This window comes from Paenibacillus sp. OAS669, from assembly GCF_014873645.1.
GTDB lineage: Bacteria > Bacillota > Bacilli > Paenibacillales > NBRC-103111 > Paenibacillus_S > Paenibacillus_S vulneris.
This window is the reverse complement of the sequence record NZ_JADBDR010000005.1, coordinates 315767-337628: the sequence shown is the minus strand read 5'-3', so window position 1 is coordinate 337628 and position 21862 is coordinate 315767. Positions and strand designations below refer to the sequence as shown.

Annotated in this window: 19 protein-coding genes; 16 read left to right on the top strand and 3 right to left on the bottom strand. The window is 49.2% G+C overall.

Going from position 1 to position 21862, the window contains the following annotated elements; genetic code table 11:
- Positions 1 to 4 precede the first annotated feature (4 nt).
- Genes queA through yajC form a run of 3 tightly spaced genes read left to right on the top strand, consistent with a single transcriptional unit; the run spans position 5 to position 2593 of the window.
- Positions 5 to 1075, top strand: a complete 1071-nt coding sequence (gene queA, locus GGC63_RS14030) for a tRNA preQ1(34) S-adenosylmethionine ribosyltransferase-isomerase QueA (protein WP_192702847.1) — start codon at positions 5 to 7, stop codon at positions 1073 to 1075.
- A 29-nt stretch (positions 1076 to 1104) separates the two neighbouring features.
- A complete protein-coding gene (gene tgt / locus GGC63_RS14025; RefSeq protein WP_412973864.1) occupies positions 1105 to 2241 on the top strand; it encodes a tRNA guanosine(34) transglycosylase Tgt in 1137 nt (378 codons plus the stop codon).
- Between the two features lie 31 nt (positions 2242 to 2272).
- On the top strand, positions 2273 to 2593 hold the full coding sequence (yajC, locus tag GGC63_RS14020; RefSeq protein WP_079910055.1) for a preprotein translocase subunit YajC: 321 nt from the start codon (positions 2273 to 2275) through the stop codon (positions 2591 to 2593).
- A gap of 72 nt (positions 2594 to 2665) precedes the next feature.
- On the opposite strand, the gene GGC63_RS14015 is transcribed toward yajC, so the two are convergent.
- On the bottom strand, positions 2666 to 3025 hold the full coding sequence (locus tag GGC63_RS14015) for a TIGR04086 family membrane protein (RefSeq protein WP_192702845.1): 360 nt from the start codon (positions 3023 to 3025) through the stop codon (positions 2666 to 2668).
- 180 nt (positions 3026 to 3205) lie between these two features.
- Here GGC63_RS14015 and GGC63_RS14010 point away from each other — a divergent pair, with 180 nt between their 5' ends.
- Together GGC63_RS14010 and GGC63_RS14005 are read left to right on the top strand one after the other, a co-directional pair.
- Positions 3206 to 4528 (top strand): ArsB/NhaD family transporter, encoded by a 1323-nt coding sequence (locus GGC63_RS14010; RefSeq protein ID WP_192702844.1) that lies wholly within the window; start codon positions 3206 to 3208, stop codon positions 4526 to 4528.
- A gap of 137 nt (positions 4529 to 4665) precedes the next feature.
- Positions 4666 to 5343 carry a DUF421 domain-containing protein gene (locus GGC63_RS14005; RefSeq protein WP_079910058.1) on the top strand — a complete coding sequence of 226 codons (678 nt, stop codon included), beginning with the start codon at positions 4666 to 4668 and terminating at the stop codon, positions 5341 to 5343.
- A gap of 1 nt (position 5344) precedes the next feature.
- Here GGC63_RS14005 and spoVB read toward each other — a convergent pair whose 3' ends face one another.
- Positions 5345 to 6910 (bottom strand): stage V sporulation protein B, encoded by a 1566-nt coding sequence (spoVB, locus tag GGC63_RS14000; protein ID WP_192702843.1) that lies wholly within the window; start codon positions 6908 to 6910, stop codon positions 5345 to 5347.
- A gap of 201 nt (positions 6911 to 7111) precedes the next feature.
- Here spoVB and GGC63_RS35115 point away from each other — a divergent pair, with 201 nt between their 5' ends.
- From GGC63_RS35115 to GGC63_RS13970, 6 genes are all read left to right on the top strand, one after another.
- Entirely contained in the window at positions 7112 to 7543 is a 432-nt protein-coding gene (locus tag GGC63_RS35115; protein WP_318781050.1) for a post-transcriptional regulator, read from the top strand.
- A 116-nt stretch (positions 7544 to 7659) separates the two neighbouring features.
- Positions 7660 to 8886, top strand: coding sequence for a protein translocase subunit SecD (gene secD, locus GGC63_RS13990; RefSeq protein WP_192702842.1), 1227 nt, complete (start codon positions 7660 to 7662; stop codon positions 8884 to 8886).
- Positions 8876 to 9790: a protein translocase subunit SecF gene (gene secF, locus GGC63_RS13985; protein WP_079910060.1), complete on the top strand. Its 915-nt coding sequence runs from the start codon at positions 8876 to 8878 to the stop codon at positions 9788 to 9790. The genes secD and secF overlap by 11 nt, the downstream gene beginning before the upstream one ends.
- A 65-nt stretch (positions 9791 to 9855) precedes the next feature.
- A complete protein-coding gene (locus GGC63_RS13980; protein ID WP_192702841.1) occupies positions 9856 to 10803 on the top strand; it encodes a cation diffusion facilitator family transporter in 948 nt (315 codons plus the stop codon).
- Positions 10804 to 10893: 90 nt separating this feature from the next.
- Positions 10894 to 13338: a single-stranded-DNA-specific exonuclease RecJ gene (gene recJ, locus GGC63_RS13975; protein WP_192702840.1), complete on the top strand. Its 2445-nt coding sequence runs from the start codon at positions 10894 to 10896 to the stop codon at positions 13336 to 13338.
- Positions 13335 to 13847 carry an adenine phosphoribosyltransferase gene (locus GGC63_RS13970; RefSeq protein WP_192702839.1) on the top strand — a complete coding sequence of 171 codons (513 nt, stop codon included), beginning with the start codon at positions 13335 to 13337 and terminating at the stop codon, positions 13845 to 13847. The genes recJ and GGC63_RS13970 overlap by 4 nt, the downstream gene beginning before the upstream one ends.
- Positions 13848 to 13963: 116 nt before the next feature.
- On the opposite strand, the gene mraY is transcribed toward GGC63_RS13970, so the two are convergent.
- Positions 13964 to 14917 (bottom strand): phospho-N-acetylmuramoyl-pentapeptide-transferase, encoded by a 954-nt coding sequence (gene mraY, locus GGC63_RS13965; protein ID WP_192702838.1) that lies wholly within the window; start codon positions 14915 to 14917, stop codon positions 13964 to 13966.
- A gap of 310 nt (positions 14918 to 15227) precedes the next feature.
- Here mraY and GGC63_RS13960 point away from each other — a divergent pair, with 310 nt between their 5' ends.
- From GGC63_RS13960 to GGC63_RS13940, 5 genes are all read left to right on the top strand, one after another.
- Positions 15228 to 16190: a bile acid:sodium symporter family protein gene (locus GGC63_RS13960; RefSeq protein ID WP_192702837.1), complete on the top strand. Its 963-nt coding sequence runs from the start codon at positions 15228 to 15230 to the stop codon at positions 16188 to 16190.
- A 148-nt stretch (positions 16191 to 16338) separates the two neighbouring features.
- Entirely contained in the window at positions 16339 to 17592 is a 1254-nt protein-coding gene (locus GGC63_RS13955; protein WP_192702836.1) for a DUF445 domain-containing protein, read from the top strand.
- A gap of 280 nt (positions 17593 to 17872) precedes the next feature.
- Entirely contained in the window at positions 17873 to 18895 is a 1023-nt protein-coding gene (locus GGC63_RS13950) for a response regulator (protein ID WP_192702835.1), read from the top strand.
- Positions 18896 to 19018: 123 nt separating this feature from the next.
- Complete coding sequence (locus GGC63_RS13945; RefSeq protein WP_192702834.1) at positions 19019 to 21121, top strand: TIM-barrel domain-containing protein; 2103 nt, start codon at positions 19019 to 19021, stop codon at positions 21119 to 21121.
- 69 nt (positions 21122 to 21190) lie between these two features.
- Positions 21191 to 21820, top strand: coding sequence for an SGNH/GDSL hydrolase family protein (locus GGC63_RS13940; protein ID WP_192702833.1), 630 nt, complete (start codon positions 21191 to 21193; stop codon positions 21818 to 21820).
- Positions 21821 to 21862: the final 42 nt, after the last annotated feature.

Sequence of the window (21862 nt, the reverse complement as noted above, 5' to 3'; positions counted from 1 at the left end):
AACTATGCAGGTAGAAGAGTTTGATTATGAATTACCGGAGTCGCTAATTGCGCAAACTCCATTAAAGGACCGGACCTCGTCCAGATTATTGACATTGAACAAAGCAACCGGAGCAATCCAGCACCAAACATTTGAAGCATTAATCGACTATGTGGAAGCCGGGGATGTTCTCGTGTTGAATGATACGCGGGTTATACCAGCCCGGCTTTTTGGTGTCAAGGCGGATACCGGAGCGAAGGCGGAAGTTCTGCTATTGAAGCAGCTGGAGAATGACCGTTGGGAAGCGCTGGTCAAGCCCGGCAAACGGTTGAAGAAGGGGGCCGTCATTCTCTTCGGAGAGGACGAGTCCGAGACATCGGAGGAAGGGAGCAGGTCTGCTCTTCTAACGGCTACGATCGAATTGGAGAGCGAGATGGGCGGACGTGTGCTTCGCTTTGCTTATAAGGGAATTTTCCCGGAATTGCTGGATCGGTTGGGACAGATGCCGCTTCCTCCTTACATAAAGGAGCAGCTTCCTGAGAGGGAGCGTTACCAGACCGTCTACGCAAAGCATGAAGGCAGCGCAGCCGCCCCGACGGCAGGGCTTCATTTCACGAAGGAGTATCTGAATAGGCTGGAACAAAAAGGAGTACAATTAGCGTATATTACGCTTCATGTTGGACTCGGTACCTTTCGGCCGGTGTCTGTTGACGATGTAGAGTCACATCGGATGCATGAGGAGTATTACGAGGTCAGCCCGGAAGCGGCGGCAATGATCAATGAGGCCAAAGCATCCGGTAAGCGAGTCATTGCGGTTGGTACGACCTCGGCAAGAACACTGGAGACGGCTTCGAGGGTGAGCAGTGAACCCGGCAGACTTCAAGCCTGCAGCGGATGGACTGACATTTTCATCTATCCGGGGTTTGAATTCCAGATCGTAGACGCTCTATTGACGAATTTTCACTTGCCCAAATCGACACTGCTCATGCTGATCAGTGCTCTGGCGGACCGGGAAAAGATTATGGAGGCGTATCGTCAAGCCGTCGAACGGGAATACCGCTTTTTCAGCTTTGGCGATGCGATGTTTATATATTAATCAGCAGGAAAAGAAAGAAGTGAATGTCATTGGCAGCAGTATGGTATGAACATATTAAAACATGCAAGCAGTCCGGCGCCAGGCTAGGCCGGGTACATACACCTCACGGGGTAATCGAAACCCCGACATTTATGCCGGTGGGCACCCAAGCAACAGTGAAAACGATGAGCCCTGAAGAATTGAAGCAGATGGATGCCCAGATTATTCTGAGCAACACATACCATTTGTTTCTTCGTCCGGGACATGACCTTGTCAAGAAGGCCGGCGGCCTTCATAAGTTTATGAATTGGGACCGTCCTATTTTGACGGACAGCGGCGGTTTCCAAGTGTTCAGTCTAAGTGAAATAAGAAAGATTACTGAAGAGGGGGTCGCGTTTAGATCCCACCTGAATGGAGACAAGCTGTTCATCTCGCCGGAAAAAGCGATGGAAATACAAAACGCGCTTGGTTCCGATATCATGATGGCCTTTGACGAGTGCCCTCCCTATCCGGCAGAGCACAGCTATGCGAAGCAGTCCCTCGAACGTACGACCCGTTGGGCAGAGCGCTGCTTGAAGTCCCATGCCCGTCCTCAAGATCAGGCTTTGTTCGCAATCGTTCAGGGAGGCATGTACGAGGATTTGCGCAAACAAAGCGCTGCTGAGTTGACTTCCATGGATTTCCCGGGGTATGCTATTGGTGGATTGAGCGTCGGCGAGCCGAAGCATCTGATGTATGAAGTTCTTGATTACACGGTGCCTATGCTGCCGGCTAATAAACCCCGTTATCTAATGGGAGTGGGGTCACCGGATGCTTTGGTCGAGGGATCGATTCGGGGTATCGACATGTTTGATTGCGTCCTTCCGACGCGTATTGCAAGGAACGGTACCACGATGACCAGCGAGGGAAGGCTAGTTGTCCGCAACGCCAAGTATGCTGAAGATTTCGGTCCGCTCGATCCGGAATGCTCTTGCTACACGTGCAGGAATTACTCCCGCGCGTATATCCGGCATTTGATCAAGGCGGATGAAACGTTCGGTATACGTCTCACAACGTACCATAATTTGCATTTTCTGCTGGAATTGATGCGTCAAGTAAGACAAGCGATTCGAGAGGATCGGCTGCTAGATTTCCGCGATCATTTTTTCGAAAAATACGGAATGAGTGAAAACGGAAAAGGATTTTAAACGTATAGTATAGGGAAAGGGGGGATAAGGTATGTTGTTAGCAGCGGCTGATACAGCGGCGCAAGGCGGGCTTCAAGGGTATTTGTATACATACGGTCCATTAGTGTTAATGTTTGTTGTTTTGTATTTCTTATTGATTCGTCCCCAGCAAAAACGTCAAAAGACACGGAATATGATGCTGGGCAACCTGAAAAAGGGCGATAAGGTAGTAACCATCGGCGGACTTCACGGCACCATTCTGGAGCTGGGAGACGATACGGTGATTCTCCGGGTCAATGATGTAACGAAGCTTACATTCGAACGTTCTGCAATTAATTCGGTACAGAGCAGTTCAAGCGAGGATAAGAAGTAAGCGGCAGCACACGAAAAATGCGAGCCTCCTGAGAAGGGGGACTCGCATTTTTACTTTTTGTGGCTTTACCCGTTACTTTTTCAAATTAACGCCGAGCATTCCGCCCAGCGCTCCGGTACCGAAGGTTAATCCGAGCAGATACAAGGTTTGTTCCGTTATTCCTGTGTCATAAGCGAGAAACCCTACAATAGCCACAATCAGGCAGTAAAAGATGCCTAACATGCCTCCGTGATACCAGCCTCTTGTTCCGCTACGTTTGCCGGACACAATGCCCCCGATAAACATAGAGACGCCGTGAATGGACATGGTATAACCGAATAAGGAGGTTTCCTGCACATTCGTAGCTAGCATGATCAAAGAGATCATGAGCGTTCCAAATATCATGAAGATCATGGAGTAGACCAAACCGGATAATAAAGGTGAGCGCCTCATCGCCGACTTTTCCCCCAATCCAAACCATTTATCATCATTGTATGGGCACGTACATAAAATTAGTACAGGTTGTTCTGGACGCAGCTTGGCGAAATTAGGTAAAATATCGGTTAAATCCATTACCGGATGCCGCCAAATGGAACCAACCGTACGAACGAATATAGAAAGGCGGGGATAAAGTTGAACACGATACAGTCGGCTTCATTATGGCAAATGGTTGCATCTGCACTTATTTTCATGATCGCTTATGGGCTAATCCAAACCGGTTTGATCCGTCGCGCATATATCGCGTGGGGGGGAGCGGTTCTGGTACTTATTTTGGGGCTTGTTGATTGGAAAAGCGCTTATCAGACTCACATTGCTTGGGAAACGGTCTTACTGCTTTTCGGGATGATGCTTCTCTCGGGAATAACAGGCAGAACGGGCATAGTTCAATATCTTGCCGTAAAATTCGTACAAAAAGGAAACGGCAATCCGTCAAAGCTGCTTGTGCTCCTCGCAGTTATAGCGGCGGCGGGCTCGGCAGTTCTGGATCCTGTTACCGTCCTCATAGTGCTGGTCCCTGTTACGGTTCGTATTGCTGCGGCAATAGGGGTAAGTCCGATTCCTTTGATCATGACGGAAATGCTATGCGGCAACATTGGCGGAAGCGCAACCTTAATAGGTTCTCTCCCGAATATGATGATAGGCTCGTCCAAGCTTACCGGGCTAACATTTAACGGGTTTTTACTTCACGTTGCTCCTTTATCCGTAATTCTCTTTGCCGTCTCGTTATTTGTGCTTCATAGAATGTATACGAAGGAGTGGCGGAAAATTAAAACAGCTTCGGAGGAATGGAGGGAGCTGGATGCTGCAGCATCTATTAAAGATCGTTCTTTAGTCGTCAAAACGACGGCGGTTTGGGGATTGGCCATACTAGGCTTCCTCTTTCATAAGCAAATGCACATATCCGTTGCTATAATAGCCATAGCGGCGGCCCTTGTCCTGATTCTGCTAACCATCCGAAAGAAAGAAGAGCTGGAGGATGTGTTTCATACGGTTGAGTGGGGGACGTTATTTTTTCTGATCGGATTATTCGTACTTGCAGGCGGGCTCGTGAATACCGGGGTCATCGAGGCCATTGCGGTCAAGGGCATGGAGCTTACCTCGGGAAATGAAATGTTCGTCTCCATTCTCGTCCTGTGGGTTGCAGGATTCATCTCGGCGGGCGTTGATCAAGCTCCGCTTGTGGCGGCGATGCTGCCATTGATTAAAAATATCGGTGCTCATATGCACCTGGCTAATGACTGGGAGCTTAATCCGGTCTGGTGGTCGTTAGCGATAGGTGCGAGTATTGGCGGAGGCGCTACGTTAATCGGATCGCACGCCAATCTGGTTGCCGCCGGTTTGGCGATGAAGGAGGGGCATGAAATTTCGTTCATGGGCTATATGAAAACCGCATTGCCGCTAACCCTATTGCTTCTGGTCTTATCAACCGGTTATATCATGTGGATGTACTTCTAAATTTAGGATTACAGAAGGAGTTTGCCAACAATTCGTTACTTTCCTTACCGTATGACTCCATTGCCTTAAGGTCAAAATACCCATGGAAACCGTCCTGTCTTTGCTAAAGCCAATGCTTGTAGGAGGATAGTGAAACCATGGAGATGTTGGCCCTTTTTTTTCGCACCGTACTCGTGTATTTTATCGTTCTCCTGACTTTGCGCATTATGGGGAAGCGGGAGATCGGTAAGCTTTCGCTTTTTGATTTGGTTATTTCCATTATGATCGCAGAAATTGCTGTGTTTGTATTGGAGGATATGGGGAAGCCTTTGGCAGAAGGTATCGTGCCTATGGTCACATTGGTTTTGATTCAAATGTTGATTGCCTATGTGTCTTTGAAAAATGAGAAGCTGCGCCGAGTATTTGAAGGGCGGCCGGCGATGGTCATTCAAAACGGCAAACTGAACCGGGAAGTCATGAAACGTCACCGTTACAATCTCGACGACTTGCTGCTTCAGCTCAGGCAGAATAAGATTGTGGATGTGGCAGACGTGGAGTTTGCCATCCTGGAGCCATCGGGTAAGCTGACTGTGGTCGAAAAGGATTCTGAGCGCAGTCAGCCCGCCGCCAAGCAGGAGTTTAAAATCCGGTATGAAGGCCTGCCGCTGCCGCTCATTATGGACGGTAAGGTGCAGGATGACAGCCTGGAAAAGCTCGGGAAGACGAGGTTTTGGCTAAAGAGTGAGCTCCAGGCGAAGGGGATACAAGATTTCAAGGATGTATTTTTCTGTACAATTGATCATCGGGGCAAATGGTTCATCGATAAAAAACGATAACTTATTTTACAAATTTCCGCCCGAGCCAGATGATTCTTAGCAGGTCATTGCGATCGATAAGCTTAAACAATACCGAGCAGACGAGATAGATCAGAATACCTGCAGCAGAAGCGGCCAAAAACCGAATCAGCTCGTGCTCCAGCCAGTTTGTGTACATAATCACATGACTGGCCCAACCGGAAAGCGCCATTGCTGCGCCGACTTTGGCAAAATCAGTCATATCCATCCGGAAGTTCAAGAGCCTGGCCACACTTCGCCAATGAAGAAGAGTAACGAGCGCGATGTTCAAATTAATGGCCATCAGAGCGCCCAGAATACCGAACTTGGGATTGCTTGCCAGCACATAAATTAAGGTTAGCTTCGCAATTGAGCCGATGAGAGTATTGACCAGCGCGCTGCCCGGCTTTTCCAAGGCTTGAAGCGTCGCCTGAAGCGGCGCTTGAAAGTAGATGAACAATGCAACGGGAGCCATCATTTTCAGCATGGAGGCTACCTGGGCTTGGCCGTACAGAAAGCGGCACAGCGGCTCGGCAAGCACGAACATAATCATGGCGAACGGGGCACCTGTCACCAATGCAAGCTTTAGTGACTGATGAAGACGGGAATGGATCGTTTTCATATCGTTTTGCGCCGCTGCTTCCGATAAGGAAGGAACCAAAGATACCGACAAGGAATATGTCAAGGCGCTGGGCAGCATCAGGATGGGCATTACCATGCCTTGAAGAGCGCCATATTGCGCAGTGGCAACCTTCGTAGCTACTCCGGCGATAGCCAGGCTGCGAACCATGATAATGGATTCAAAAAAATAAGAGCACGAGCCGACCAGCTTGCTTCCGGTAATCGGTATGGCGAGCTTGAGGAGCGTTTTCAGATTCGACCATCGTCCAAGCATGGCTGATGTGCCGATATTAGCTGCTGGAGCAGACCTGGACAAACTCCGATTCGCTCGAAACTGATGGTATAAGACAAGCAGCGCCGCAATCTCGCCTGCAAGAACCCCGGCCATAGCGCCTGCCGCCGCATATTCGATTCCGTAAGGCAGCAAGACATAGGCGAACGCCAATACGGTAAAGATGCGAACGATTGTTTCAACAACCTGTGAGAGTGCTGTTGGTATCATATTTTGTCTGCCCTGGAAATATCCGCGGTAGACGGAACCGATGCCGACGATCAAGATGATCGGGGTCATCGTCAGGAAGGTATAATAAACACGGGAATCGGTTAATAAATGCGTCGATATCCATTTGGCGGCAAAAAAACTGGCAACAGCAAACAGCAAGCTGATTGAAAGAGTAAAAAGAAATGAAATTCGAAATATTCTTTTAATCCGGCCTTCATCGCCTTCCGCTTCCGCCTCTGCAACGAGCTTGGCAATGGCGATGGGAATACCGCCGGTAATTAATGTAAGAATAACGATAAGAAACGGGTAGCCCATTTGATATAAGCCGATACCTTCGGCGCCGATAACTCTTGGCAGCGTAATTCTGGGGATAAAGCCAAGGATGCGATTGATAATGCCTGCGGCAAGCAGAATGAGCGTGCCTTTGATAAATGATTGTTTGGTCACTTGAACGCCTTCTTCCTCCCTTTGGTTTGGATGGGGATCAATTCTCGCATTATGCACCATTAGCTATACTTCATGAATATGCTGGACCTGTCCTACCGCATGACATTTTTTGTACAACTTCTTGGACAAGAAAGGAAGGAAATGGACGGGGAACAGCGAATAAGTGTAACAGCGACGCTGTAGTGCAGGAGGGTGATGGTCGTGGAACATGAGGAACTGAATACACAGCAGCTGGAGGCAACGGCAGGTGATAATGAAGGATCTGCTGATGCGGGGCCTAAGGAAGAGATGCCGGAGCCTGGAGAGCCGCCGATAGAGCCGTTACCGGACGATGAAGGCGAGACGCTGGAATGTATGGCGGAACCGGAGCCTGAGGAAGAATGGGAAGCCTTGTCGGATCTGGAGCTGAACGAAGTAATCGAAGACATTTGCAACAGCAAGGCCGAGGAATTCAGGATGATTGGGTATGAGCATGTTACCGGGATGGAAATTTGGGAGTGTGTCAGCGACAAGTATAAAAAGACCGGCACCCCCCCGCTGCATAAAGTGGTCAACGATATTTTATCGTTAAAAGTGACGCAGTTTATGAACTGGATGACAATGAGCATTTATAAAACCAACCCTTTCAAATAGCCGGAAAGGGTTATTTGTTGTGATAAGGTTTCGAGATGCCATTAATCGTCAAATTGACTCGTTTTTCGCAGGTAGGTATAATAGGCATATTGAGTATGGAAGGAGATCGTTATTAGATGAAACGGATCGTGGCTTTTTTGCTAGTGGTAGTCCTTTCGTTTGGCCTGTTTGCATGGCTAACTCCGGGACTAGTAAAAAACATTAAGCTCGGCTTAGACTTAAAGGGTGGTTTTGAAATACTTTATGTAGCTGAACCTATAGAGGCTGGAAAACCGGTCACTATGGAGTCATTGAAGCAAACGGCGAACAGCCTGATGAAAAGGGCCGATAGCCTCGGAATCGCAGAACCAGAAATTACGACCGAGGGTAAAGACCGTATCCGTGTGCGTCTCGCCGATGTGAAGAACGAAGAAGAAGTTCGGAAAGTTATCAAGAAGCCGGCAGAGCTGACCTTCCGCGGTCCGGACGGTACGAAGGAAATGCTCGGCAGTGACTTCGTGGAAGGTGCCGCCAAAGTGGGCTTCGACCAATCGAACCGCCCGATGATCAGTATAAAAGTCAAAGAACCGGATAAGTTCAAGGCGGTTACAGAAAAATTGTTAAATCAGCCGCTGGCCATTTATTTGGATGAAAATCAGTTGTCTGCACCTATCGTCAGCGCAGTCATTACCGACGGCAATGCTACGATTTCGGGCAATTACACGTTTGAGCAAGCAACCGAATTAGCTAACACGATCAACTTGGGCGCTCTTCCATTGAAGCTCACAGAAAAATATACCCAGGTGGTAGGGGCATCTCTAGGTCAGCTGTCCTTGCACCAAACAGTTGAAGCCGGTTTGATCGGCGCGATCCTGATTCTTGTGTTCATGCTTGTGTTCTATCGTTTGCCTGGTATTATTGCAGCCATTACGTTGATCACTTATACGTTCCTGCTGCTGGGGGCCTTCTACTTGATGAAAGCGACCCTGACGCTCCCGGGTATTGCGGCTTTCGTTCTCGGGATCGGGATGGCTGTCGATGCTAATATCATTATGTATGAACGGATCAAGGAAGAGATTCGGAGCGGCAAGAGCTTGCTGTCCTCTCTGAAATCCGGTTCCAAGCATTCGTTCCGTACTATCATGGACGCGAACATCACGAACCTTATCTCCGCCATCGTGCTTTATTATGTAGGTAACGGTGCGATTCGAGGCTTTGCATTGACGACGATCATGAGTATTATTCTCAGTATTTTGACCAACGTCTTCCTGTCCCGTTGGTATATTCACATGGTTATTAAGAGCAAGCTGTTCCAAAAACCTGCTTATTACGGTGTAAAGGAGTCGGACATTCGTGGACTATAAAAATCACTTTGACTTCATGAAAAACCGCAATAAGTTTTTTATGACCTCTATTGCGATCCTGCTGATTGGGTTGATTGTATTAGTCGTGATGAATCTGAACTACGGCGTCGACTTTAAAGCAGGAACCTCGCTGGACATTAATATGGGCCAAGCCGTAACGAAGGAGAAGGTTGACCAAGCCTTTGATAGCACGGGCATTAAACCCGCAGTAACCACCATTAGCGGTACGAACAATGATCATGTTTCCGCTCGTTTCGATACCATTCTTTCCGATGACGAGATAAAAAAGATCAATTCCACTATGGTGTCTACTTTCGGGGACAAGGTTTCCCAAGAGGTCAATACGGTATCACCTGACATTGCCAGAGAATTAGGCTTTAAAGCGATGATCGCTGTCGGTATCGCGAGCTTGGCCATTTGTATCTATGTCAGCATTCGTTTCGAATGGCGGTTTGCGGTTGCCGCCATTATCGCAATTCTACACGATGCATTTATCGTTATCGCGGTGTTCTCTATTTTCCGTCTTGAGGTTAACCTGCCGTTCCTAGCGGCTATCTTGACGACGATCGGTTATTCCATTAACGATAAAATCGTTATTTTTGACCGTGTACGTGAAAATCAGCGCTTTACAAAAATCAAGACAAGCGAGGATCTGTCCAATATGCTTAATGCAAGTATATGGCAGACAATGGCACGGAATATTAACACCGTTATTACGGTTTTGATCGCCGCTCTATGTTTGTTCATCTTCGGAAGTGAAGCTATCAAGCTGTTTGCTCTCGCAAAAATTGTAGGCTTGGCGTCCGGCGCATACTCATCCATCTGTATTGCTACTCCATTGTGGTACTTGTTGAAAAACAAATCACTTGGTTCTAAAACGCGGGCTGCCGCAGTAAAAGAATAATAGCTGGCCGCGCGAAATGAATATTTCCGCGGCCTTTCTATACAATTCACTTGAGGAGTGGCTTCATGTCTAATGAGCGGTTACAAAAAGCGCATTACGGCGAATGGCCTAGCTTTGTCGGTCAAATTACTTTGGCAGTCATGAAGGGTGTTTTCGGCTACATATCCGGAAGTAAAGCACTTCTCGCTGATGCGGTACATACGGCGTCCGAGGCCGCTGGTTCTCTTGCTCTATCCAAAGGGCGCTCCAGACACGGCCTATCGGAGAAGGAATATAGGAAGAGACAAGGTAAAGCGGAAATGGCTGCAGCCGTTATTGTTTCCGTAATGCTGCTGCTGGTTGGATTGGAGCTCGCCATCTCGTCGGTCAAAGCAATATATTATGGTGTCGAGTCACCTCCCGGAACCCTTGCATTGATAGCGATCGCGGCATCTATCGTAATCAAGGAAGCAGTGCTTCAATATAAGCATCGTTGGGGTAAAGAAGCTTCGTCCACCAACACATTGTTTCACGCAAGGGGACTCAGGTCCGATCTATTATCAACACTGATCGCTTTTGCCGGCGCAGGCGGTGCGATTTGGGGTCATTACCTGGGAAATATTTATTTGTACTATTTAGATCCAATAGCAAGCTTGTTCATTGCCGGGATGATCTTCAAAATGGGCAGCCGGCTCGTCATGAGCATTACTGAAAGCGTAGCGGAACGGATGCTGCTTGAAGAAGATGCCGCAGAGCTCATCAGCGCTGTACAGGCCGTTAAGGGTGTTATTGCCGTAGATGATCTTCGGGCTACGGAACGTGGTCATTATGTGATCGTAGAAGTGAAAATATGTGTGAATCCTAGAATTTCCGTATTTGAGGGACATGATATTGCCAAAAAAGTGAAGTACACACTTATGAAACGATTTATCCATATTTCCGAGGTTCATATTCAGGTGAACCCTTATGATTCGGAATATCCTTATAAAAATGCCGATCTTGACCAGGAACATTTTACCAGCGTGGTTCATTGATCATTATTGTTGATACAGCTTTCCTTACGGAAAGCTCAGCAACGCTTATGAAGATAGCTTTCCTTACGGAAAGCTTTAAGGAGGGACAGCATGCTTCAAGCACGAGCAAGATGGAACATAAGCGAGACGGACGAAAGGCAGGCCGAAGCTCTTGCCAAAGAACTGGGGATATCCCCTTTGGTGGCCCGTCTGCTTGTAGGCCGTGGAATGACCGATAAAGAACATGCTGCCGCTTTTTTAAATGGAGGAACGGATCACATCCACGATCCGTTCCTTTTAGATGGTATGGAGAGTGCTGTACTGCGGATTCGTCAAGCATTGGAGCGGGGCGAATACATCCGGGTTTATGGAGACTACGATGCGGACGGAGTTAGCAGTACTACCTTAATGGTTCATTTGCTGCGGCAGCTTCATGCTTCATTTGATTATTATATTCCTCACCGTGTATTGGAAGGCTATGGATTGAATAAAGCGGCAATAGAGTCAGCCCATCAGCAAGGGGTTAAGCTTATTATAACGGTGGATACAGGAATTAGCGCGGTAGAGGAAATTGCCTACGCAGCAGAGCTCGGAGTCGATGTCATTGTCACGGACCATCACGAGCCGCCGGAGCTTTTACCCGAGGCGTATGCCATTATTAATCCCAAGAAACCGGGCTGCCCTTATCCCTTCAAACATCTCGCCGGGGTCGGCGTAGCACTAAAGCTCGCTCAAGCTCTTCTGGGCCGTTGGCCGGAAGAATTGCTGGAATATGCCGCCATTGGGACGGTAGCTGATTTAATGCAGCTGTTAGGGGAGAATCGTGTTATAGTAAAGCAGGGCATTAAACGGATGAGGAGCTCGACCAACTGGGGGATTCGCGCGCTGCTGGATGTAGCGGGGATTCAGATGAAGGATGTTAATTCCACCCACATCGGGTTTGCCCTGGCGCCGCGGATCAACGCGAGCGGAAGGCTCAACAACGCGGACGATGCGGTAAAGCTGCTGATTACAGAGGATCAGCAGGAAGCGGAGACGCTCGCTTACGAGCTGGATGCATTGAATAAAGAGCGGCAGCGGATCGTCGATGAAATGACGAAGCATGCCATGAGCATGGTTGAAGAGCAGAAAGCAGACGGCCTGAAAAAAGTGATTGTATTGGCCCATGAACAATGGAATGTCGGTGTGATTGGAATCGTTGCTTCCAAGCTGATGGATAAATTTTATCGTCCCACCATCATACTTGGTATAGATAAAGAGACGGGGATGGCGAAAGGCTCGGCCCGATCTATAGCCGGATTTGATTTGTATCAGGCATTGACGCACTGTCACGATCTGATGGAGCACTTTGGCGGGCACCAGGCTGCCGCGGGGATGACCCTTTCTAAGGATCATTTACCCGAGCTGGAACGCAGACTCAACGTCTTGGCGGAGGAATGGTTAGGTCCCGAGGACTTTATTCCGCTTATCCATGCGGACATAGAAGGCTCACTTGATGATGTAGGAGTAGAGACGATACAGCAGCTTGAGCAGCTAGGCCCATTCGGCATGGGTAATCCGATGCCCAAATTCGTATTTACGAACGTCGGCTGCCAGGAGATGCGGACGATCGGAAAAGACCAGCAGCACATCAAGATGACCTTAATGAAAGGTACAGAGGAAGCTTCGGCAGCATTGGATGCCGTAGGCTTTAATAAAGCATCAGTCCTTCCGTGGATATCCCCTACGGCGTCCATGGATGTACTTGGGGAGCTCTCGATCAATGAATGGAACGGCGTGCGCAAGCCGCAATTAATGATTCAGGATGTACGTATCCCATACATACAGCTGTTCGATTGGCGTGGTGTTGCTCGGCTGGAAAGCAAGCTGATGGACTTGACCGATCGATTGGCTGAATTGAATTCTGCTCAAGAAGACAGAAAGCTCCCTTCGATATTGACATTTGCCACCGAGGATAAACAGCTGAGAATGAAGTACTCCAAGCTTTACCCGATATGGGGAGTCGATATGTCGGGATCGGAGCCTTTTGTGCCGTACAACGAGCTTGCCCGCCAGCAAAAGAAGTCAGGCATCACGGATATGATTCTGTATGATTTGCCGGATTCGCTCCGAACGTTGGAGAGGGCGATCACATCGGCGGCGCATGTAGAGCGCTGGTATGCCGTGTTCTCGGGTTCTTTGCAGCAGCAAGGAACGCTGCCAGGCAGGGATATGTTCAAAACCGTGTATGCGGCGGTTCAAAAGCAAGGGGAGCCCATACAAAAGGCGAACTATTTTGTGGAAGCTTTAACCAGGCGTTCAGGATATTCGAAGGAGGTTATCCTGTTCATACTGGACGTATTTATTGAATTAGGCTTCATCAGACGCTCAGCAGAAGGCTATGTGCCTGTGCCGAATCCGGCTAAAAAAGATTTGACCACATCCAAATTGTATCAGCAGAGGCAGCAAAGCCTGGATGTGGAGCAAGCTCTTCTATACTCTACGGCACAACAGCTTCTGGAGTGGCTGCATCAGCTTCACAATCAAACGAAACCATCATTGGAGGAAATTATATGAATTTCAAAGAGTATATTCGAGTCATCGAGGATTTTCCGCAGCCGGGGATCAGCTTTAAGGACATTACGACGCTGTTGAACAATGGCCCGGTATATAGAGAAGTGATTCAAGAGCTGGCTAGACAATTAAGAGGCAAGCAAATTGATTTGATTGCCGGTCCGGAAGCAAGAGGCTTTGTCATCGGTGCTCCGTTGGCGGTAGAGCTGGGAGTCGGATTCGTTCCTATTCGTAAGAGCGGCAAGCTTCCGGGAAAAACTATTGAAGCAGACTACGCGCTGGAATACGGCAAAGACAAGCTCGCTATGCATGATGATGCCATCAAGCCGGGGCAAAAAGTGCTCATTGCAGACGATTTGCTCGCTACGGGCGGCACCATCGCAACCTCCATTAACCTGGTTAAGCAGCTTGGCGGCGAGGTTGTAGGAGCATCGTTCCTGATTGAGCTTGAAGAGTTAAACGGCCGTGACAAGCTGGGTAACATCGATATTATTTCTTTGGTAAAATATTAAGACGGCAAGCTCCTGATACGTTAGGGTATCAGGAGTTTTTTGATATTGCAGTACCTTAACCGGCATCGAAGACAAGGCTCACTTCAAGTGGGCTCATCCTGCAGGACAGTAGATCACTACATAGCGTATCTCCACAGCATCCAGCTAACGAAAGCGCAAAGCGCGGATACAGCGCCGAAGCACCAGACGACCTTGGTTTCGCTCCAGCCGTATTTTAAGCTGTAATGAAAGTGGATCGGGGTCATTTTGAACAGCCGAAGCCTGGTTTTCTTATAGTACATGACCTGTAAAATGACCGACAGCTGCTCGGCGAAATAGATGAAGAAGAGAAGGGGAATGAGCACTTCTACCTTTTCCATTACTGACAAAAACGCCAGCGACCCGCCAATAGCAAGCGACCCGGTATCGCCCATGAAAGCCTTGGCAGGGAACATATTATACATCAGGAGACCGAGCAGCGCCGCAATCATAGCGAGACAGAACAGCTGAACTTCCCAGGAGCCGGATATTGCGAAAAAGAACAGGTAGGTAGGAATGGACGTGATAATAAGAAGTCCATCCAGACCGTCGGTGAAATTCACCGCGTTGGCCGTGCCGATAATAAATAACAGCGCAGCCGCTATGTACAGCATAGGATGAATATCCAGCACCGTACCACCCGGGAGTTTTATACTCGAGTCCAGGGGGGCGAGGTGAAAGTAATAATAAAGCATGGCAGCCGTCGCAGCAAATTGCAGAGCCAGCTTGGTCGTTCCGCGAATCCCCTCCGGATTCTGAAGGACAGCCTTGTTCATGTCGTCAATACAGCCGATGACACTGAACAGCAGGAACACAATAGTGAGAAAGTAGGCGATAGGCCCGGGATTCAGCAGAAGAAGCACGACGGTGCCAATGATAAGGATGATGCCTGCCATAAGCGGTGTTCCCCGTTTGGCCTGATGGTTGGATGGGAGCTGGGAGCGGATCGGCTGGGTCAAGCGGAACGTACGCAGACCCATAATCAAAACAGGGCACAACACGGCCACTAGCACAAAGGTCAGGCTGAACAAGATAACGCTATGGAGAAGCATGGAGAATTCACTTCCTTTTGAAGGCTAAGGGATGGAGATCGGGAGGCAAGTCTAATCTTATTGTTATGGAAGCGGCGTCAATTTAAAAGCGAAAAATGGAGCAGTATTTTTTCCGGTTTACAAGCCTGAAGGCTTGAGCATTGGAAAGCGCTTCAGAACATCGCTCGAATGAAGCATAATCATTAGCCTACTTTTGTAAAAAACAAGCCAACGGGCAGCAAATCTGTGCTAGAATAGAATGAGTTAATTGGAGTATTGTTGAAGGATGAACGTTAATACACAAAAAGTTGACGACAAAAGAGGTCTGGGTATGCTAAACAAATTGAACAAGGCTTTGGAAAAGGTCATGCCGCTTCTTACACCAACAGCTGTGGTAGTAGGCTTGCTGTGCTCGGCTTGGCTGCACTCATTGAGTTTTCTTGTATCGTGGATCTTCGCTGTGATGACCTTTGCGGGGAGCATTGGCTCCAATTTCCGTGATTTGGGCAAAGTCATGAAGCACCCGCTGCCCATTATTGCAACGTTCTTGATTCTGCATATCGCTATGCCGCTGCTGGGGTGGGCCGCAGGGTCCCTGGCGTTTCCAGGGGATGATTTGACTCAGACCGGATTTGTGCTATTGTTTGTCATTCCGACAGGAGTGGTAAGCCTGGTATGGGTAACCATATACGGCGGCAATATTGCATTAACCTTGGCGTTGATCCTGCTGGATACGCTGCTTTCCCCGTTTATCGTTCCGCTCAGCTTATCGCTGATCGTCGGAGCCAAGGTCCATTTGGACGTTATGGCTATGATGAACGGTCTGCTGTGGATGGTTGTGGTCCCTTCTGTTGTCGGGATGATACTGAATCATCTGACCAAAGGACAGATCAAGAAGGTCTGGGGTCCGCGGCTCGCTCCTTTTACAAAAATCGGGCTGTTCATCGTCGTAGCTATTAACAGCTCGGTCGTGGCTCCTCACTTAAAGGAGATGAACGCCAAGCTGATTGTGATCATTGCAGTAGCTTTCGTCTGTGCCACTATAGGCTATTTGGCCGGATGGCTCGTCTCCCGGGGCATGAAATGGGATCAGGACGTGACCGTAGCCCTGACCTTCAATTCGGGAATGCGCAATCTGAGCGCGGGAGCTGTATTGGCAATTAACTTTTTCCCTCCGCCGGTCGTACTTCCGGTTATCGCGGGGATGCTCTTTCAGCAGCTGTTGGCCGCCATGTACGGGCATAATTTGAATAAACGGTATGGCTTGAAAAATGAGCCGTCCCAGGCAGCGTGAAGGTAAGCAAGCAAAAAAGCCATTTTTTCCTGTCGGAAAAGGAAATAATTGATACGGCATTGATTTTTTTTCCTTAACATGTTCTATAATAGAGGAAACAGAACATACGCCGGTATAGACCGGCTGCACACAAGAGGGAGAAATTCAAGTGAGTGGAAATTCCAAGCATACGGCAACATTATCGCTCGGGGTCATGGCTGCTGGCTTCGTAGGCACATTATTTTTGGACGGGACCAGTTCCTGGGTTCGTTTTGCCCAAAGCGGGTTTGAGGCAGGTCTGGTAGGCGGGCTGGCGGATTGGTTCGCGGTGACTGCGCTTTTTCGTCATCCGTTAGGCATTCCTATTCCGCATACGGCGCTGCTGCCCAAAAATCGGGATAAAGTGGCCAAGGCCTTCATCACTACGATCCAGGACGATCTACTGAGCAAGCAAAGCATTATGGACAAGCTGTCTCAAGTTCCATTGGTCGTTCGTCTGCTTCGGGGAGCAGAGGAGCAGCTGGCATCTCCGGGGGCGAGATCCGGCATCGCTGCTATCAGCGAATATTTGATAACACAGCTTCCATTGGAAACTATAGCGGCCTATGGAGAAAAAGAAATTCACAAGCTGCTGGAAGCTCTAGATATGAGGGCTTTACTTGATGCATTATTAGAGCAAGTCTATGACAGGCAATATGATGAAAAAGTGTTTGACTTCGTCCTCGATTTGTCCGAACAGCTCGTTATGAAAGAGGAGATTCGCGACAGGATGGGAATGATGGCGGTGCAGGCACTGACGCATCTCAAGACCAACGGGTTCATGCAGTTCGCATTGAATGCATTTGTCGGGTATTTTAATGAAGAAAAGCTGGGAGGCTTGATTCAACAATTTATCCTGACCGGCATTGAAGGCTTGCGCATGAAGGACAACGCCAACCGCAAAGCGGTCATCCATGCCCTGCGCTATTGGCTGGACAATCCGGTTCACCGGGATCAGATGGCTGCAGAAATGGTGAATTTGAAGGATCAGCTTGTCGCCCAATGGAATCTGGGGCAGAAGCTGCTGGAGCTGCTGCAAAAGCTTCAGCATCGAGCGCTGGAGTGGGTTCGTGAGGAGTCGTTCGCCGAGGTTTATGTGATTCCGTTCGCATCGAAGCTTATCCAACGGATCGAATCCGATACGGAGCTTCTCAACCGGCTGGAGCTTGGGCTTCGCGAGCAGATCGCCCGTTGGATTGAAGGAAACCATCACAGGATAGGCGCACTCATTAAAGAAAATATAGATCGGTTTGACGATGAGACGCTGATTCAGCTGATGGAGGACAAGGTCGGAAAAGATCTGCAGTGGATACGGGTCAACGGTGCCATTTGCGGTTTTCTGATCGGTATTGGACTCGCGGCGGTAAAGGCAGTTATCGGGTAAAGCTGAATATAACAGATTGGAAGGGGCTACTAGCTTCGGGACAGTTCATAAGTCGATCCGGAAATATTCACGGGTCGGCTTTTTTGATAATGGTGAATAGGGGGTGTCCTAATGTTTCATATTGTAGTAAAATAATGGTCAGGCACCAAATTTTGCATGTAATGTAAGCGCTCTTATTGTTTGTTTAACGTTTGCAATGGTTTCGTAGTCTTTGACAAGCCTTATCAAGCAGCCAACGATGTCATGAAGCATCTTGGAAGCCGATGGAAGGGATGAGTGGATGAAGCATATCCTTATCGTCGACGACGAGCCTGTGATCCGCGCCGGATTAATGAAGCTGATCAAGCAGTACAGCCAATCGATTCAAGTACACGCAGTTCCAAACGGGATCGAGGCGATGGAGCTGATTCGCAAGCAGTACCCGGATTTGGTATTTACGGATATTCGAATGCCCAAGATGGACGGTTTGGAGCTGTGCAGAAACATCTCACAAATGAATTCGCAAGTTCGAATGGTCGTTATTTCCGGCTATGGCGACTTTACGTATGCGCAGAAATGCATGACCTTCGGGGTGAAGGAATATATGTTAAAGCCGGTTACGAAAGCGGAGCTTTACCCTGTGCTTGATCGTTTCCTTCATGAAGAGAAGAGCGCCTCCCTATCGATATCCGCATATGAAGATTGGCTTGAGCAAGCTGAGGCTGCCGTATGGACCGCTGATTTCGATCGATTGGACCGGCTGCTCAGACGATGGAGGGGGGATGACCTGGCAGGAAGGCTGACGACAGAGCAGCTGCAGCAAACAGCAGAGAACGCGTTACATTCTTTAATAAAAAAATTAAACAGGCGAGAGCTGCTTCCGTTCGTTATCCGGTCCCCTTTTACAACGAGGTTAAGCCATAAGGCTGTGCTCGAGCTATTTGAATCCGAGCTGACTCAATTAAGCGACCAGCTGGTCCGGTGGCGGGGCGGCAATCAGAAAAGCGTTTTTGAAGAGGCCAAAGCCTACATAGATGAGCATATAGCCGAAGAAATCAGCTTGGAAGCAGTGGCGGAAAAGGTCGGTCTTGCTCCCACCTATTTCAGCTATTTCTTTAAAAAAAAGACGAATGAAACGTTCGTCCAGTATCGGATGAAAAAACGAATCGAATTAGCCAAAAGACTGCTCGAGCTGCCGCATTATAAGATCGCAGACATAGGGATGGAGATAGGTTATCAAAACCATCCTCATTTTACCAAAATATTCAAGAAGATAACGGGAACCTCCCCTTCCGAGTATCGGCAAATGCTAGGAATAAAATAAAGGAACCGGATCAGGGAGAAAGTCATGCAGCCGGGCTTCATCAATCATACAGAAATCGCTTTCATGTATCATCAGCTATAATGGCACACATAGAAATAGTATTTAGGATGAGGAGATGTACTTATGATGCATAGTAAATGGAAACAAACTGCACCCGGCATTTGGTCTGCGAAAGAAGGGGAGCCTTGCTCATTATCCGCCATGTCCGTAATGAATAGAACGCCGAAGACCGAAGCATTGACGGCCATGAAGGAAGCCGTTTTCCCCTTGGATGCGGACAAAATCCGTATTGAAGCTACAGCCAGGCAAACGATCATTACACTGCCTCTCGAGCCGGAGGAAAAGCTGTATGGCCTCGGCTTGCAGCTGCTGAAGCTTAATCATCGTGGACGGACCCGGTATCTTAGAGTAAACAGCGATCCGAAACAGGACACGGGAGAAACCCATGCTCCAGTACCTTTCTACGTCTCAAGCAAAGGTTACGGCGTTATGGTGAACACATCGCGGATCGTATCGATCTACTGCGGCTCGGCCGTCCGCCTGGACAGCGGCTTAAGCGGGGAAGCCAAGGACCGCAATGCGGACAAATCCTGGAAGGCCACTCCGGTGTCGGACACCGTGGAGATAGTCATTCAAGAACCGGGAGCCGAGCTCTTTATTTTCGGCGGCCCGACGCCGCTGGACGCGGTGAGACGGTACAATCTGTTCCATGGGGGAGGAGTCCTTCCGCCGAAATGGGGACTCGGGTTCTGGCACCGGGTGCCGAAAGCCTATACAGATGAGCAGGTCGTGGCAGAAGCGATGTCGTTCCGGGAAAGGGAATTCCCCTGCGACGTTATCGGCTTGGAGCCCGGCTGGCACAGCAAAAGCTATCCCGTCACCTATGAATGGAATCGGGAAAGATTCCCCGATCCTGAGGGCTTTGTTAGGCGAATGGCAGAAGAGGGATTTCAGATTAACTTGTGGGAGCATCCCTATGTATCTCCAGATGCATCCATCTATGAACCATTGAAGCCTTTGTCCGGTTCACACACTGTATGGCATGGTCTCGTGCCCGATTACACGCTCGAGTCAGCCAGAGAAATTTATATGAAGCAGCACGAGACGGAGCATGTAGATATCGGCGTATCCGGCTACAAGCTCGACGAATGCGACGGAAGCGAACTGACTCGCAATTCGTGGATTTATCCGGCCCATGCCACATTTCCTTCCGGAGCGGACGGCGAGCAGGTGCGACAACTGTACGGTTTGATGATCCAGAAGATGACCGATGACGTGTACCGCAGCAAAAACCGCCGTACCTACGGGCTTGCCCGAGCCTCATCTGCAGCGGCATCCTCGCTGCCGTATGTTCTATACTCGGATTTGTACGATCATCGTCAATTCGTAAGGGGGATGTGCAGCTCCAGCTTTAGCGGTCTGCTGTGGACTCCGGAGGTTCGTAAAGCGCGCAATGCTGAGGACTGGGTACGACGAATGCAGGTCGTATGCTTCTCGCCGCTCGCTATGGTAAATGCCTGGGCGGATGGAACGAAGCCATGGTCATTTCCTGAAGTCGAAGCGATTGTAAAAAAATATATCACATTGCGGATGAGGCTCATGCCGTACTTGTATTCTGCGTTTGCCCGGTACTGCTTCGAAGGGATTCCACCGATTCGAGCCATGCAGCTGGAAAGCGGTACTGATTCTAGCTTGGCGGGCGGAGAGCATGTGCTGGATTCCACTGACTTTGCGTACGGCGGAGTCATCGATACGGATGTGGATGATCAATTTATGGTGGGGGATTCCCTGCTTGTCGCCCCGTTATTTGAGGGGGAGAGCGAGCGGGACGTCTATTTGCCTGCCGGCGTATGGTACGATTTTGAAACCGGGGAGCGATGGGAAGGCGGCCGTACCATCCGGGTTAGCACAGGCTTGGACCGAATTCCGGTCTTTGTAAAGAACGGCGCGATCCTTCCAATGATGCCCGTCATGCAGCATGCCCCGGCAGCAGGAGAATCCGTCGATCTGGAGCTGCATCATTATGGCGATGCCCCCGGGAGGTTTCAGCTTTTCGATGATGATGGAGTCAGCTTCGCCTATGAAACAGGGGCATATCGATGGAGAACGCTGGAGGCGCGAGCTCAAGCAGACGGCACGTTAAGTGGAAATGTCTCCGCCGTCGATGAAGAATGGTCATCGTCTTACCGTACATTTACCTGGATTTCCCATCATCGTGGCGAATGAAAGACAAGCAGCAGGACGAGTTCCATATGGAATCAATACATTCTTATCTTAAGTTAGGAGGATTAGGAGATGTCACCATGGATTCAGCAGGGGGATACGGTATTATTTCAAGGCGATAGCATTACCGATGCCAAGCGGGTAAGAGATGACGGAAATGATCTGGGTAAAGGCTATGCTCTAATGGCGGCTGCTCAATACGGCTCGTTATATCCCGAGCAGCAGGTAAGGTTCGTGAACCGGGGAATAAGCGGCAACAGGGTCAAAGACCTTCAGGCCCGTTGGCTGGCGGATTGTCTTGATTTGAAGCCCGATGTCGTTTCTATTTACATAGGAATTAATGATACCTGGAGACGCTATGACCGCAACGACCCCACCTCAGCGGAGCAATATGAGTCTGGCTATAGAAGCTTGCTGGAACAGACCGCCAAGCTAGGTGCAAGGCTGGTGCTGGTTGAGCCTTTTGTACTGCCGGTGCCGGAAGACCGCAAGCAGTGGAGAGAGGACCTGGACCCCAAGATCCAGGTTGTCCGTGAGCTGGCACGCGAATTTGGAGCACGGCTGGTGCCGCTAGACGGCTTATTCGCACAAGCGTCGACACGGGCCGATTCTGCTTATTGGGCGCCGGATGGCGTACATCCATCACCCGCAGGTCACGCTCTGATTGCCAAGGCATGGCTGCAAGCTGTAGGAGCCATTTAAGCTTAGAAAAACAGCCCCACTGGCTGGTTGCGCCGGAATCTC